Raw genomic sequence first — 13,128 nt, 5'->3', positions numbered from 1 at the left:
AGCTCAAGCCTTCACTTGATCCCGTACGATCACTTTAGCCAGCGCATCGCACACCGCCTGAATTTCCGCGTTTTTCATCCGGTAGCTCACCCGGTTCGCGATCAGGCGGCTGGTGATGTCAAAGATCCGTTCCAATTCGACCAGTCCGTTTTCCTTCAATGTTTGTCCCGTCTCCACCATATCGACGATGCGGTCAGCGAGGCCGATCAGCGGCGCCAGCTCGATCGAGCCGTTCAGTTTAATGACCTCCACCTGCTGACCATGCTCACGGAAAAACTGCGACGCCACGTTCGGATACTTCGTCGCCACTCTTTGCTGAATGCCGGGCTTCCAGTCGGGCAGCGCGATCACCGACATCCGGCAGCGGGCGATCCCGAGATCAAGCAGTTCGTACACATCCCGGTTTTCTTCCATCAGCACGTCTTTGCCGACAATGCCGATATCGGTCACCCCGTACTCCACATAAGTCGGAACGTCCACCGGCTTTGCCAAAATAAATTCCATGCCGATCTCCGGCAGCGGAATGACCAGCTTGCGCGTCTCGTCGACGTCATGCGGGATATCGATCCCCGCTTCGCGGAACAGTGCCGCCGCCTTTTTATAAATACGCCCTTTGGGCATCGCTACTTTGATAATTTGTCCCATGTCCATGGCCCTCCTTTCTTGCCTTTGCTTGTGAAGCAAGTCCGTTCAAAAGCTCGTGACCGTGCGGACTTCGCCGTACAACGGACCAAGCGGCCCCGTACGGACGCGCTCCGCCTGATCGTCCCCCGGCAGCAGCTCATTCGGCGCGCCCACATGCCGCATCAGCACATTGCGCCCTTCCTGGCGCAGCCGCTCCGCTTCGGCAAAAGCCCGCTTCCGGTTCGGCGCATCGTATTGCAGCAAGATCGGCAGTTGCCGCTCGGCCGAAATCCCGTCGACGCCGTCCAAAATCCGGTTCGTTTTTAGCGAGAAGCCCGTCGCCGGTGCCGGACGCCCGAACTGCTGCAGCAAATTGTCGTACCGCCCGCCGCTGCATACCGGGAACCCCAGCTCGGCGGCATACCCTTCAAACGTCATGCCCGTATAATACGAGAAATCCCCGATCATCGTTAGATCAATCATTACATGCTCGGCCACGCCGAAATCCTCCAGCGCATCCCAAACGAGGCTGAGATGCTCTACCGCCGCCTTAGCGGTCGGATTTTCGCTTAGCTCCAGCGCCTGGCCGCAAACCTCCTTGCCTCCGCGCAGCCGCAAAATCCCTTCCAGCACGGTATGCTGCCGCTCCTCCAAAGCAAGCCCGGCGAGCGTTTCACGGTAGCCAACGAAATCACGGTGCAGCAGCCCGCCTTTGAGCGCATCGCGGATGTCCTCGCGTCCGGGCACCGCCTCTTCCAGCAACCCGTTCAGAAACCCGACATGCCCCAAAGCGATCTTAAACGACTTAACTCCGGCAGCCTGCAATGAAGCTACCGCCAGCGCGACCACCTCTGCATCAGCGTCGGGCGAGTCATCGCCAACAAGCTCCACGCCGGTTTGATAAAACTCGGCTTCCTTCCCCGCCTCTTCTTCGATCGCCCGGAATACGTTGGCATGATAAGACAATCTTAAAGGAAGCGGCTCTTCCTTGAGCAGCGAAGCAACGACCCGAGCGATCGGAGTCGTCATATCCGAACGGAGAACCATCGTCGTTCCCCGATTATTCAACAGTTTAAACAGCTTCTGATCCGATGTCGAACTGGCCACGCCCACCGTATCGTAATATTCCATCGTTGGCGTCATGATTTGCCGGTAACCCCAGCCCCCCATGCAGTCGAGGACACGCCGCTCGATCGCCCGCAGCTTATCTACGGCGAATGGCAGATAGTCACGAACGCCGGCAGGCTTCTCAAATCCTTTTGGTTTAGACAACACCTTCACCTCACCCGTTCAAAACTTACTTTATTATATTAAAGTGCTAACAAATTAAAGTATATGGCCTATCTTATCATATCTTTTTTGAAACCGTCAATGCGCCGCGGCCAGTTTCAAAGCAATGCACCTGGTCTCTTCATTATTCCCGAATCCGCACAAAAAGAAAGCCCGGCCATCCCGGGCCGGGGCTTTGAAGCGTATCACATATTCGTGTTAACCGATGGAGTTTGACCGCTGTCAGATTGTTTCGGCAGTTTCTTTTTACGTAAGGAAGCGGGAACGTTCCCCAGGAACACCCAGGCAAACGGCACTCTGCGGAAGCAAAATTGCACGAAAGCCCAGGAGATAAACAATGCGCACAATGACCCGCCGATAATGTAAGGCAAGTAGAACGGCGAATCGCCAGGCAGATTTTTATTCGTTCGGAATACCCGGTATACGAGCAAAACCGCCGGATGGAACAAGTAGATGGCAAACGACAGCTCGCCCAATCGGGTCAGCGCTTTTACCCAAAACGCCGAACCCCTGCGTTGAATGAGAAAGGCCACCCTCATCAGCACCATCGCCGCGAACATCGCCTGCACATTCCAAGCCAGTTCGAACCAAAACGTGTTGGGCCTGCTTAGTCCTAGGCGGTAGGTATGCCACAGCTGGATATGGGTAAAAGCGACCGCCAGCCAACCGAGCCACATTGCGGCCGTTAATATCCGCTGCGATTTGGCCATATCCCGCCAGTCCGTCTGCAGCCACCCCTTGATCCGGTCAAAGCAAATGGCGACCACGGCCCCCATTAAGTAGTACGCCATATAAGTCGGAGCGTAACTTCCCTTATTCGGCAAATGAAGCTGGTATTTGTTCAAGAACACGAAACCCCATTGAATGGCCAGTCCCGCCGGCAAAATCAGCCCAATCAGCACCTTATTGTTGCGGAACGACTTGAACAGCCAGAGCAGGAGCGGGAACAGGATATAAAACTGGATGCTGATAAATACGAAATACAAATGGGTGTAAGATGTACCCGTTAAGAGTCCCTTGATCAGTTTTTGCAATTCATACATTTTCGAGTTGTTGATTAAATCATGACGCTGGATCGCCACCACCAAAAAATAACAACAGGAAACCAAAATGTACGGCAGGATAATATTAAGCAGCCGTTTCTTGTAAAACCCGCCGATTAGCTCTTTATTGAGCGGCCGGTCATAGTAATTATAGAAAAGAACGAAGCTGCTCAAAAATATAAACGTGGGAGTACCAAACTTAAAAAAAATGTTCATCCAACTATAAAAATAATAAATGGGTGAAGTCAGCGCTTGCTCCGCAGCCGCAAATGAAGAAGAATGCACCTGAATGACTGCAAAGATGGCAATTGCGCGAAATAGGTCGAGCTGCGGCAATCGCTCCTTGACCACTTTGTTCACTAGATCAACTCCTAATCGTTATGTAAAAAATACGTTTACCCATGAAATTAGACGCGCATTTGCATGAAAAGGTTACATGCACCGCCTTATTTACTATACTCGCATCTCCCCGTGTTTTCAAAACCTCTTTTCAAATTGTCAAACATTTTTCTTCACTTCAACTTTTAATTAAAACCGTTTATTTCCTTGCGGCGTCTTTATATAGAGCGTTGAATTACCCGGCCGGGATGCTTCGGCGCTTCAGGAACTATCAGTAGGAAGGGAAGGAGCCCGCTTGTGGAAGAGAGAGAATGGGCCACCGCTGCTTGCAAAGGGGACGAACAAGCCTTTTGCCGACTGATCGCCGCGCATCAACGAAAGCTATACGGCATCGCTTACAGCTATTTGCGCAGCGAGCCGGACGCGCTTGAGGCGATTCAGGAGACCATGTGCAAAGCTTGGGTGAAATGCCGGAGTTTAAAGGATCCTGATGCATTTATACCCTGGCTGATCCGTATCCTGATCCATTGCTGCATCGACGAGCTGAAAAGACGGAAACGGGTTCTTCCGTTCGTTTCGGCTCCGCCGCAGGGAAACGGAGAGATGGTCAGCGTATACAAACTCGATTTGGATTCGGCGCTGGACCGGCTGAAACCGAAATACCGCCATGTGATCACCTTGAAATATTACCAGGACATGACGTTAGCGGAAATAGCGCGGGTGCTGGATTGCCCGGAAGGCACCGTCAAATCGTGGCTTCATCAAGGGCTTAAGCAGCTCCGCCGCCACATGAGCATAGGAGGTGAGTTGTATTATGGTCGAAACGAGGGAAAATCAACTGGTCCGTTATTTTGACGGCGCTCGTCTGGCAGAGCAGCAAGTATCCGAAAGCGCTCTGGCATCCGCTATTGGGGCCGGTCTTGCCCGCGGCAAGGCCGCTCGCCGCAAGCGGGCGGTGCGGTGCGGGGTGGTCGCGGCCGGAGTGTTGGCTTGCTGCCTGCTAATCGCGGCCGTTTGGCCGGTCTGGCCCATGCCCGGTACATCTATCGTCATGAGCAGCCAACCCGGGATTCCTGATTACGTCTTAAGCCAAATGACGACTCCGATGGAGCAAGCCGCGGACCAAGGCTTGTACCAGCCAATCAATCAGTCGGCGGAAACCGAGGGCTATAAGGTTACCGTGGACGGGGTGTTGGCGGACAACCAAACCATGATCTTATTTTATACGTTGGAAAATTTATCAGGTGCAGGCGAGTCCAAAGATATATATATCGATTTCCTCGATGCGAATGGGAACCTCCTGTTGGCGCCCGATATTTGGAAGGTGAGTTCTTATTCCGTAAATAATACAGAACGTGTCAAACACGGCTATACTAGACTAACCTTTTCAGACGCTACACCTAGCCATATCATTTTCACGGCCGGTTCAAAGTTTATTCCTGCTGCTGAATCCAGCGTTAAAATTCCCATCGAGTTGGATACCAGCCGATACGCCGGTTTGGAGCGAACCGTTCCTGTGAATCAATCCGCGAAGATCGACGGACGGCATATTAACATCGGCGACGTGATCCTTCGGCCCATAAGCACAACCATCCGGTTTGATCCAAAAGTTACCGTCAGCATTTATGAGGCAGTGAATATGCAAGCTAAGCTTTACTTGGGAGAAAAAAAGGAAAAGCAGTTCCAATATTACATCAAATCGAGAACCGCAATTTACAGTGGCGGTCAAAATGAAGCAGATGCTTTATTATCAGCCATCGTATTTGACAGTCTATATTACGAGGATTGGAACGAGGTCACCCTGCAAGTCGACGGCTGGGAGACAAGTGACTATCAGCCCAAGGAGTTCAAAATTAAATTAAAATAACGAAAGGTGCCGCCCTTTAGCGAGGCCGTCATTGTAACGGTTGCCAGCGACGTTATTTCGATAAAATGTAGGGGGAACCAAATTTAACGGTTGCTATAGAGCTTATTTTGCCTTATTTCTATGAATTCGGGCCTTTTTCACCCCAATAAGCGCACCTGCAACCGTTAGAAATTGAATTCCCGTCTTTTCAGCTAAATAAGCGTGATTACAACCGTTAGCGAAAGACTGGGGATCCGGGGTGCCGAGCGCCGATTTCCACGCAAAAAAGCCGACTCAAGACAGATTGTTATCTGACCTTGAGTCGGCTTTTTTCGATCTGGATTTCTTGAGTATTACTTCCCCTCAGGGTCCGGCCCCTCCGGGCTTTTCCGCTCCAGCAGCCGCAGCGGGTTGCCGCCGGCAAAAGCGCCTGCGGGCACATCCTTATGTACCACCGACCCGGCGGCGACCACCGCGCCGTCCCCGATCGTCACGCCCGGCAAAATCGTGCAATTGGCCCCGATCATCACTTCGTCGCCAATATGCACTTCGCCCAGGCGATACTCTTTAATCAAGTACTCATGCGCCAGAATGGTCGTATTGTAGCCGATGACCGAATTCCGTCCGATCTTAATCAATTCCGGGAAAAACACATCCACCATCACCATCAGGCCAAAAGCGGTGTGCTCTCCCACCTTCATGCCGAGAATGCGGCGATAAATTGCATTTTTTAAGGATAGCACCGGACAATAACGCGCAAATTGGATAAAAATAAAATTCCGCACGCCCTTCCACGGACTTACCGTCCGGTACAGTTGCCACAATGCGTTTGGTCCTTCGACCGGATAACGCGTCACCTTTCTCACGGGTTCACGGGCTCCCAACCTAACACACCGTACAAATCGGTCATGTCTTTCAGGATATAATCCGGCTCGTATTTTTGCAGCTCCTCCACGCCTTTAAGCGACCAAGCTACACCTGCCGAAAGAACCCCGGCGGCATGCGCGCACTGCAGATCGGCCGCGCTGTCCCCGACCATTAATGTCCGCTCCGGCTTGGCCTTAAGCTTCTCCAGCGCCGTCAAAATCGGCTCGGGATGAGGTTTCGGATGCTCGACATCCTCCACCGTCACAATCGCTTTCATGTACTCAAGCAGGCCGAACCGTTCCAAGGCGAGCATGGCCGTCTCCCGGATCTTCGTCGTCACCACGCCAAGCGTAATCCCCTGGTCATGGAGCTTACCGATCACTTCCTTGACATACGGAAACTCCCCGACCAGTTCGTCGTGGCGCTCCCGGTTGTATTTCCGGTAATCGGCGACCAGGTCCGCAACCTCTTCCCGGCCCGAGAAGACTTGCAGTTGATGCTCAAGCGTCATCCCCATGTACGGGATGATTTCCTCCCTCGTGTGAGGACGCAACTGATTTTTCTGAATGACATGCAGAAAAGTCGTAATGATCAATTCATTGGTATCGATAATTGTTCCGTCGAGGTCAAATAACACCGTGTCAATCATGCAGCAGCTACTCCTTCTTCTCTTCTGGGCTGTCCGGCAGTTCCTCCGTTTTATCGGAAATAGACTCGGCTTGCTCCGGTTCGGCCGACTCCATCGCCGACAATTTTTCCGCCGCAGCCGCTTTGGTCGAAACAATCGGATCGCTGTAATGCGGCAAACCGCGCACGGTTCGGCGGCGGATAATCATAAACGCCACGGCGGCCACCACAATAAGCAGGGCAAGCAGCTGTGAAATTCTCACATTGCCGTAAGAAGGTGCAAGATATCCCTGTTCAAATCCGAGCCAAGTCATCGGCGCCCACAGACCATTAACGAACGCAGCCAGCCAAGCCGCACCCTGAAACGCCAAGCTGTCCGTGCGCAATGCTTCGATGAAGAAGCGGCCGATGGAATACCAGATGAAGTAGGAGGCAAACAGCTCCCCGGCCCGCAAAAATTTCTGTCTGCGCAAAATCAGCAGCAAAACGAGGCCCGCCAAGTTCCACAACGATTCATATAAAAACGTGGGATGATGATAGGTCCCGGCCACATTCATCTGATTGACGATAAAAGACGGCAGGTGCAGATGGTCGCGCAAAAAGCTTTCCGTCGTCGGTCCGCCATAGGCTTCCTGGTTCACAAAGTTGCCCCAACGTCCAATCATTTGTCCGATGATCAGGGAAGGCGCGCAAATGTCGGCAATCCGCCAAAAGTTGTACCCGCGGCGCCGCACGAAGATGACCGCGCAAATTATGGCGCCGATCAGCGCACCGTAGATGGCGATGCCGCCATTCCAGATTTTAAAAATATCCCACAGGTTGTTTTTATAGTCTTCCCACATAAACGCGACAAAATAAATTCTCGCACCGATAATGGCCGACGGTACGCCAAGGAGCAGCAAGTCCATAAAAAACTCCTGGGGAATGCCAAAGCGCTTCCCCTCGCGGATCGCCAGCAGAAGTCCGACCAAAGCGGCGCTCCCCAAAATCAGGCCATACCAATGCACATTCAAAGCACCGATAGAAAAAGCTATCGGGTCCAATAACAAGGTTCCCATTGTTCACGCTCCTAATCCAAATCGTCGATATCTTCAGCAATGGTCTCCGTAAGTTTCGTCGTAAATTGCAGCGCCGCATTATACCCCATCCGTTTGAGTCGGAAGTTCATTGCGGCAACCTCGAGGATTACCGCGAGGTTCCGTCCGGGCCGCACCGGAATCGTAGCCAGCGGCACATCGGTGTCGATGATGCGCGTCGTTTCCTCATCCAGTCCCAGCCGGTCATACTGCTTCTCCTGCTGCCAGGCCTCCAGCTTAACGACCAGCTGTATCCGTTTGTTGTTGCGGATCGCCCCGGCGCCAAACAACGTCATGACGTTGATGATCCCGACACCGCGGATTTCCAGAAGATGCCGGATCAGCTCGGGCGCCGAACCGTGCAGCTGGTTATCGGACGTTTGGCGGATTTCTACGGCATCGTCGGCAATCAGACGGTGGCCGCGCTTCACCAGCTCCAGCGCCGTTTCACTTTTCCCGATGCCGCTGCTGCCGGTAATGAGCATGCCGACCCCGTACACATCGACAAGCACCCCGTGAATCGTTGCCGTAGGCGCCAACTTCCGCTCCAGGAAGCTGGTAATCCGGCTTGACAGGATCGTTGTTGCCATGCTGCTTCGCAGCACGGGGATTTGCTTAATCGAGCTGATTTGAATAAGCTCCTCGGGCACTTCCCAGGAACGGGTGACGATGATGCAGGGCGTCTCGTCGCTGCTGCACAATCGTTCCATCCGTTCCTTTTGTTCGTTCGCCGGAAGCATTTCGAAGAAGGCTAATTCCGTCTTCCCCAAAATTTGCACCCGCTCCGGCGGATGATATTCAAAATAGCCGGCCATTTCCAAGCCTGGGCGGTACAGATCATCCACCGTAATCGCCCGTTTTAATCCCTGCTCTCCAGAAACGACCTCGAGCCCGAATTGGTTAACCAATTCCGACACCTTTACTTTTTTAACCATGTTGTTCTTCCTTTCCCCTGCACGCGGTCCAAACTAAACAGTCTGTCCTAGTCTTCAGTACCAATATCCAGTGTAAAACAACACAAATTCACCATAGGCTTAGATCTTCCAATGTATTCATCGTAATGGAAATTGCAGCGTAAATCAATCATCGCAGCAATATCCCATTTTCAGGTCATCGCCATTCGCTCGCAGCACGCTATTTCCGCCGGCTTTCACAACGGCATTTTTCCGATAACAGCAAAAAACCGCCCCGAAGGACGGTTTCTTAGTTGTCTAACGAATTAGCCGAAAAATACGTTGCGTTCCGTTTCTTTGTCAAAGATATGAATTTTGTTCATATCGATGGCCAGTTTCACATTGTCGCCTTCACGCGTATTGGAGCGGCCGTCCACGCGGGCGATCAAAGTGTCGCTGCCTGCGCCGTTCAGGTACAATTGCATTTCGTGACCCAGGTTTTCCGTCAGGTACACATTCGCGGTGAAAGCCGTTTGCGGAGAAGCTTCCAGGAATACTGGCTCTTCATGAATATCTTCTGGACGGATCCCCATGATCACGTCTTTGCCGATATAACCTTTATCTTTCAGAATGGTGGCTTTGCCTTGAGGCACAACCACATCCAAATTAGTCGATCTGAAGCGAACGGCACCGGCTTCTTCCACCAAATTGCCGTTTACGAAGTTCATCGTAGGCGAACCGATAAAGCCAGCCACGAAAATATTCCCTGGTTGGTTGTACAGTTCTTCCGGAGAAGCGGCTTGTTGGATGATACCGTCATGCATAACAACGATCCGGTCGCCCATCGTCATAGCTTCGATCTGGTCGTGTGTTACGTAGATGCAAGTCGTTTCCAGACGTTTAACAAGCTTCGTGATTTCGGCGCGCATTTGACCGCGCAGTTTAGCATCCAAGTTGGAAAGCGGTTCGTCCATCAGGAACACTTGAGGATCGCGGACGATAGCGCGGCCCAAGGCAACCCGTTGACGTTGACCACCGGACAGAGCCTTCGGTTTGCGGTCCAGCAAATGCTCGATATCGAGGATTTTTGCCGCTTCGCGAACGCGACGGTCGATCTCGTCTTTCTTCACTTTACGCAATTTCAAACCAAACGCCATGTTTTGGTAAACGTTCATGTGCGGATACAAAGCGTAGGATTGGAATACCATCGCGATGTCGCGGTCTTTCGGAGCTACGTCGTTCACGACGCGGTCACCGATGTACAGTTTGCCGTCGGTAATTTCTTCAAGCCCGGCGATCATCCGAAGGGTCGTGGATTTACCGCAACCGGACGGTCCGACCAGCACGAGGAATTCTTTATCTTTAATGTCGAGGTTGATGTCTGCTACTGTTGCCTTATCGGCACCCGGATATTTCTTGAAAATGTGTTCTAAGCGTACGCCTGCCATAGAATTTTGCCTCCCGTTAAATGAATTTAGTATGATGCTATCAGTTTCATGTAATCGGATACATTTTATATTTATATATTAATCGATAGGAGGCAGCCCATCCATCCACAAACTGCACAAAAAAACTACCGGGATTTCGTCACTTTATACAATAAGAGCTCCAATTTCACTAAAACGGCGTCACGAAACGTCCGGACATCCAGTCCCGTTTCCTGTTTGAACTTATCGATCCGGTACAGCAGCGTATTCCGGTGAATATATAAACGCTTCGCGGTTTCGCTGACATTGCAGTCCAGATCAAAAAAAGTTTCCAGCGTCGTCAGCGTCTCCTCATCTTCAAACACTTTGGCGTGATCTCCGTTCCCTTCAATAAAATGCAGCCGCTCATCTTCCGGAATGCTGTATACCAGCTGCTCCAGCTTTAACTCCCACGGCAGGTGAATTTTATTCGTAACATTAAAAATGCGTCCCAGGGTCATGGTCTGGCGCAGCGCCAATGCGGCCGAAGTCAGTTCCCTTTCTCCCACCAACGCGTTGCCTGCGGCGATATGAATACCGCCAACCCATTCATTCGTAATAAGTTCGTACAGTCCCTGACATAACGCTCCGAGCATATCCCTTTCCGTTTCGGCGCCCTCTTCGCTTTCTTCGCGCAGACTCGTCAAAAGTTCTTCCCCAAGCAGGATCAGCCATTCCTCTTTAAGCGGAACCAACACAATATCCCCGCCAAAATAACTGCGCAGCAGTTTATGCAGCTTGGCAAATGATACTGTCTGCCCCTGGCCTGCGTGGTCCCAACTTAACAGAAAGGGAAGCATGCATCCTTTTAACCGGGACTTGATCGGGAACGGGTCCGGAACGGAAAGGTTGATTTCATGACGGCTCATGCGTTCGAGCAACCATTCCCCAAACTGGATACTCCGGGATTCATCGTCCTGTTTTAAAGGGGCGGTTTGAGACCGCTGATCGCGCGCCGCAGATAACAACATTTGAATCAGCATCGCTTCCGCGTCCGTCACTTCTCCCGCATCCGCCTGCAACACCTGAACGGCGTCCGCCTTCGTGTTCCAATGCCAAACAACCCGGCCATCCTTGCGTACAGGCCCGTTTCCCAAAGTGCCGCCGGCTTCCACGGACTCGCGCCAAACTTGAACGTCCCAAGTCGACTCTGTAATTGAAGTGCCGATGATGCTCTCCACCTGCTGCATTAGCTTTTTGATCTCCATGATTACGCCTTTCCCACTATCCATTTTAGCGTTTGCCATTCTATTTTATCATAACCGGGCTTTTAACTATAAATTTGCGCAGCGGCCCCGTGCAATAAATATCTATTTCGAAAATTTCACATGTACAGATAATTCCCGCAGTCTGACTGACATAACGTTCTGACTATGCTCTGATTGGAAATATCCAATTGATTTGAAAATTCATTGGAGATCCATCGGCTTGATTGGATATTTCCAATAGATCAGGAGCGGAGAGCATTAAACGGGCGATTTGAGTAGATTCTAATGATATTTCCAATGAAGGTTCAAAATTACGTTCGATATCAGCCAATCTATTGGATTTATCAAATTGAAGGGGATTGAAACAACTTCTTATACAATAAGCGGTATCATGATCTGGAGTTGACACTGGATCAAAGGAGAAAGCTATTCCCGGTTTTCGCGGCGACTTCGTGAATCATCTTCAGCAGCAGATATAGTAAAGCGATCATCCCACTTAAACGTACCTGTTCCTGCTCTAGCTTTCTTGAGGTCTATTGTTGAATGGAATAGCTGCAAAATACACCGTTACTTATCCGGAAATGCTGCTACATCGCTCGATTAAGTGTAAAACCTGCAATTATTCCGCTATCTTTCGAAGAAGGGGCTAAAAAAAACGAGGAAATACTTGTATGAAATGCAATTAAACAAATGATTAGGTAAATGGATAAAAAGTTAGTTGTATGATTTACAATTAATAGTCAGAACCAAGGCGACTAAACTCTATCAACTAAAAAGCCGCCAACCCAAAGGTCAACGACTTTTGATGAGCCATGAAGGACTCGAACCTTCGACACCCTGATTAAAAGTCAGGTGCTCTACCAACTGAGCTAATGGCTCATAAAAACTGGTGGAGGCTGATGGATTCGAACCACCGAACTCGTAAGAGAACAGATTTACAGTCTGCTGCGTTTGGCCGCTTCGCTAAGCCTCCATGTAATATATGCTGCCCTTTTAGACCGGTAACGATCCAAAAGGGGGCATAAAAATGGCTCGGGACGGAATCGAACCGCCGACACGAGGATTTTCAGTCCTCTGCTCTACCGACTGAGCTACCGAGCCGTATGTAATTGGCCAAAAAAATAAAGCGGTTAAGTTGGTAACTTTCCCACTTCATTGTGGAAATATTCAATGATGTAATGGCGGAGCCGACGGGATTCGAACCCGCGGTCTCCTGCGTGACAGGCAGGCATGTTAGGCCTCTACACCACGGCTCCGCAATAAAAAGACTTCATGGTGCCGGCGAGAGGACTTGAACCCCCAACCTACTGATTACAAGTCAGTTGCTCTACCAATTGAGCTACACCGGCACAGTGCAAAAGAAAAAAATAATAGTTCATGGTGGAGGCTGAGGGGATCGAACCCCCGACCCTCTGCTTGTAAGGCAGATGCTCTCCCAGCTGAGCTAAGCCTCCAAATCAAAATTGTTGGTAGCGGCGGAGGGGATCGAACCCCCGACCTCACGGGTATGAACCGTACGCTCTAGCCAGCTGAGCTACGCCGCCATATAATAAACTTGTACAAATGGCGGAGAGAGAGGGATTCGAACCCTCGCACCGCTTACGCAGTCTAACCCCTTAGCAGAGGGTCCCCTTATAGCCACTTGGGTATCTCTCCAAGCCATAAATTCAAGGTGTTAATCCTTGAAAACTGGATACGAAACTAATTTGCATTTTAGATGTTCATTTGGATAAGCCCTCGACCGATTAGTACCTGTCAGCTCCATGCATTGCTGCACTTCCACCTCAGGCCTATCAACCTCGTCGTCTTCAAGGGGTCTTACTAGTTGGGAAATCTCATCTTGAGGGGG

At 51.0% G+C, this 13,128-nt stretch carries 11 protein-coding genes, 8 tRNA genes and 1 rRNA gene; 2 read left to right on the top strand and 18 right to left on the bottom strand.

What is annotated here, in order from left to right; translation table 11 throughout:
- Positions 1-3: 3 nt before the first annotated feature.
- The 3 genes from hisG to ACLD72_RS29920 all read right to left on the bottom strand — a co-directional run bounded on the left by hisG (position 4) and on the right by ACLD72_RS29920 (position 3,317).
- Positions 4-645, bottom strand: a complete 642-nt coding sequence (hisG, locus tag ACLD72_RS29930; protein ID WP_411002807.1) for an ATP phosphoribosyltransferase — start codon at positions 643-645, stop codon at positions 4-6.
- Between the two features lie 45 nt (positions 646-690).
- Positions 691-1,896, bottom strand: a complete 1,206-nt coding sequence (locus tag ACLD72_RS29925; RefSeq protein ID WP_411002806.1) for an ATP phosphoribosyltransferase regulatory subunit — start codon at positions 1,894-1,896, stop codon at positions 691-693.
- 203 nt (positions 1,897-2,099) lie between these two features.
- Complete coding sequence (locus tag ACLD72_RS29920; RefSeq protein ID WP_411002805.1) at positions 2,100-3,317, bottom strand: acyltransferase; 1,218 nt, start codon at positions 3,315-3,317, stop codon at positions 2,100-2,102.
- 276 nt (positions 3,318-3,593) lie between these two features.
- Here ACLD72_RS29920 and ACLD72_RS29915 point away from each other — a divergent pair, with 276 nt between their 5' ends.
- Both ACLD72_RS29915 and ACLD72_RS29910 read left to right on the top strand, forming a co-directional pair.
- Positions 3,594-4,151 (top strand): sigma-70 family RNA polymerase sigma factor, encoded by a 558-nt coding sequence (locus tag ACLD72_RS29915; protein ID WP_411002803.1) that lies wholly within the window; start codon positions 3,594-3,596, stop codon positions 4,149-4,151.
- Positions 4,111-5,163, top strand: a complete 1,053-nt coding sequence (locus ACLD72_RS29910; RefSeq protein ID WP_411002802.1) for a DUF4179 domain-containing protein — start codon at positions 4,111-4,113, stop codon at positions 5,161-5,163. The genes ACLD72_RS29915 and ACLD72_RS29910 overlap by 41 nt, the downstream gene beginning before the upstream one ends.
- A gap of 332 nt (positions 5,164-5,495) precedes the next feature.
- On the opposite strand, the gene ACLD72_RS29905 is transcribed toward ACLD72_RS29910, so the two are convergent.
- From ACLD72_RS29905 to ACLD72_RS29835, 15 genes are all read right to left on the bottom strand, one after another.
- Positions 5,496-6,008, bottom strand: a complete 513-nt coding sequence (locus ACLD72_RS29905; RefSeq protein WP_411002801.1) for an acyltransferase — start codon at positions 6,006-6,008, stop codon at positions 5,496-5,498.
- A complete protein-coding gene (gene ppaX / locus ACLD72_RS29900) occupies positions 6,005-6,658 on the bottom strand; it encodes a pyrophosphatase PpaX (RefSeq protein ID WP_411002800.1) in 654 nt (217 codons plus the stop codon). The genes ACLD72_RS29905 and ppaX overlap by 4 nt, the downstream gene beginning before the upstream one ends.
- Before the next feature lie 7 nt (positions 6,659-6,665).
- Complete coding sequence (gene lgt / locus ACLD72_RS29895; protein WP_411002799.1) at positions 6,666-7,694, bottom strand: prolipoprotein diacylglyceryl transferase; 1,029 nt, start codon at positions 7,692-7,694, stop codon at positions 6,666-6,668.
- Positions 7,695-7,705: 11 nt separating this feature from the next.
- Entirely contained in the window at positions 7,706-8,647 is a 942-nt protein-coding gene (gene hprK / locus ACLD72_RS29890) for an HPr(Ser) kinase/phosphatase (protein WP_411002798.1), read from the bottom strand.
- Positions 8,648-8,931: 284 nt separating this feature from the next.
- Entirely contained in the window at positions 8,932-10,053 is a 1,122-nt protein-coding gene (locus ACLD72_RS29885; RefSeq protein ID WP_128630991.1) for an ABC transporter ATP-binding protein, read from the bottom strand.
- A 125-nt stretch (positions 10,054-10,178) separates the two neighbouring features.
- Positions 10,179-11,303 carry a PucR family transcriptional regulator gene (locus tag ACLD72_RS29880; RefSeq protein ID WP_458476479.1) on the bottom strand — a complete coding sequence of 375 codons (1,125 nt, stop codon included), beginning with the start codon at positions 11,301-11,303 and terminating at the stop codon, positions 10,179-10,181.
- A gap of 782 nt (positions 11,304-12,085) precedes the next feature.
- Positions 12,086-12,158, bottom strand: a tRNA-Lys gene (locus ACLD72_RS29875).
- 8 nt (positions 12,159-12,166) lie between these two features.
- Positions 12,167-12,252 (bottom strand) — tRNA-Tyr (locus tag ACLD72_RS29870).
- A 55-nt stretch (positions 12,253-12,307) separates the two neighbouring features.
- Positions 12,308-12,380: transfer RNA gene (locus ACLD72_RS29865), tRNA-Phe, on the bottom strand.
- A gap of 78 nt (positions 12,381-12,458) precedes the next feature.
- Positions 12,459-12,535, bottom strand: a tRNA-Asp gene (locus ACLD72_RS29860).
- Between the two features lie 17 nt (positions 12,536-12,552).
- Positions 12,553-12,628: transfer RNA gene (locus ACLD72_RS29855), tRNA-Thr, on the bottom strand.
- 29 nt (positions 12,629-12,657) lie between these two features.
- A tRNA-Val gene (locus ACLD72_RS29850) sits at positions 12,658-12,733 on the bottom strand.
- 13 nt (positions 12,734-12,746) lie between these two features.
- Positions 12,747-12,823 (bottom strand) — tRNA-Met (locus ACLD72_RS29845).
- A 20-nt stretch (positions 12,824-12,843) separates the two neighbouring features.
- Positions 12,844-12,935 (bottom strand) — tRNA-Ser (locus tag ACLD72_RS29840).
- A gap of 69 nt (positions 12,936-13,004) precedes the next feature.
- Positions 13,005-13,128, bottom strand: a 23S ribosomal RNA gene (locus tag ACLD72_RS29835); the annotation flags it as partial.

The organism is Paenibacillus lacisediminis, from assembly GCF_046567315.2.
Note: the sequence above shows the minus strand (reverse complement) of the source record. Positions and strands in the feature narration are given on the sequence as shown.

Bases quoted from the DNA above. Each gene is read 5' to 3' on its own strand.
- hisG (WP_411002807.1), bottom strand. From the start codon at position 645: ATGGGACAAATTATCAAAGTAGCGATGCCCAAAGGGCGTATTTATAAA.
- ACLD72_RS29910 (WP_411002802.1), top strand. From the start codon at position 4,111: ATGGTCGAAACGAGGGAAAATCAACTGGTCCGTTATTTTGACGGCGCT.
- ppaX (WP_411002800.1), bottom strand. From the start codon at position 6,658: ATGATTGACACGGTGTTATTTGACCTCGACGGAACAATTATCGATACC.
- lgt (WP_411002799.1), bottom strand. From the start codon at position 7,694: ATGGGAACCTTGTTATTGGACCCGATAGCTTTTTCTATCGGTGCTTTG.
- hprK (WP_411002798.1), bottom strand. From the start codon at position 8,647: ATGGTTAAAAAAGTAAAGGTGTCGGAATTGGTTAACCAATTCGGGCTC.
- ACLD72_RS29885 (WP_128630991.1), bottom strand. From the start codon at position 10,053: ATGGCAGGCGTACGCTTAGAACACATTTTCAAGAAATATCCGGGTGCC.
- ACLD72_RS29880 (WP_458476479.1), bottom strand. From the start codon at position 11,303: ATGGATAGTGGGAAAGGCGTAATCATGGAGATCAAAAAGCTAATGCAG.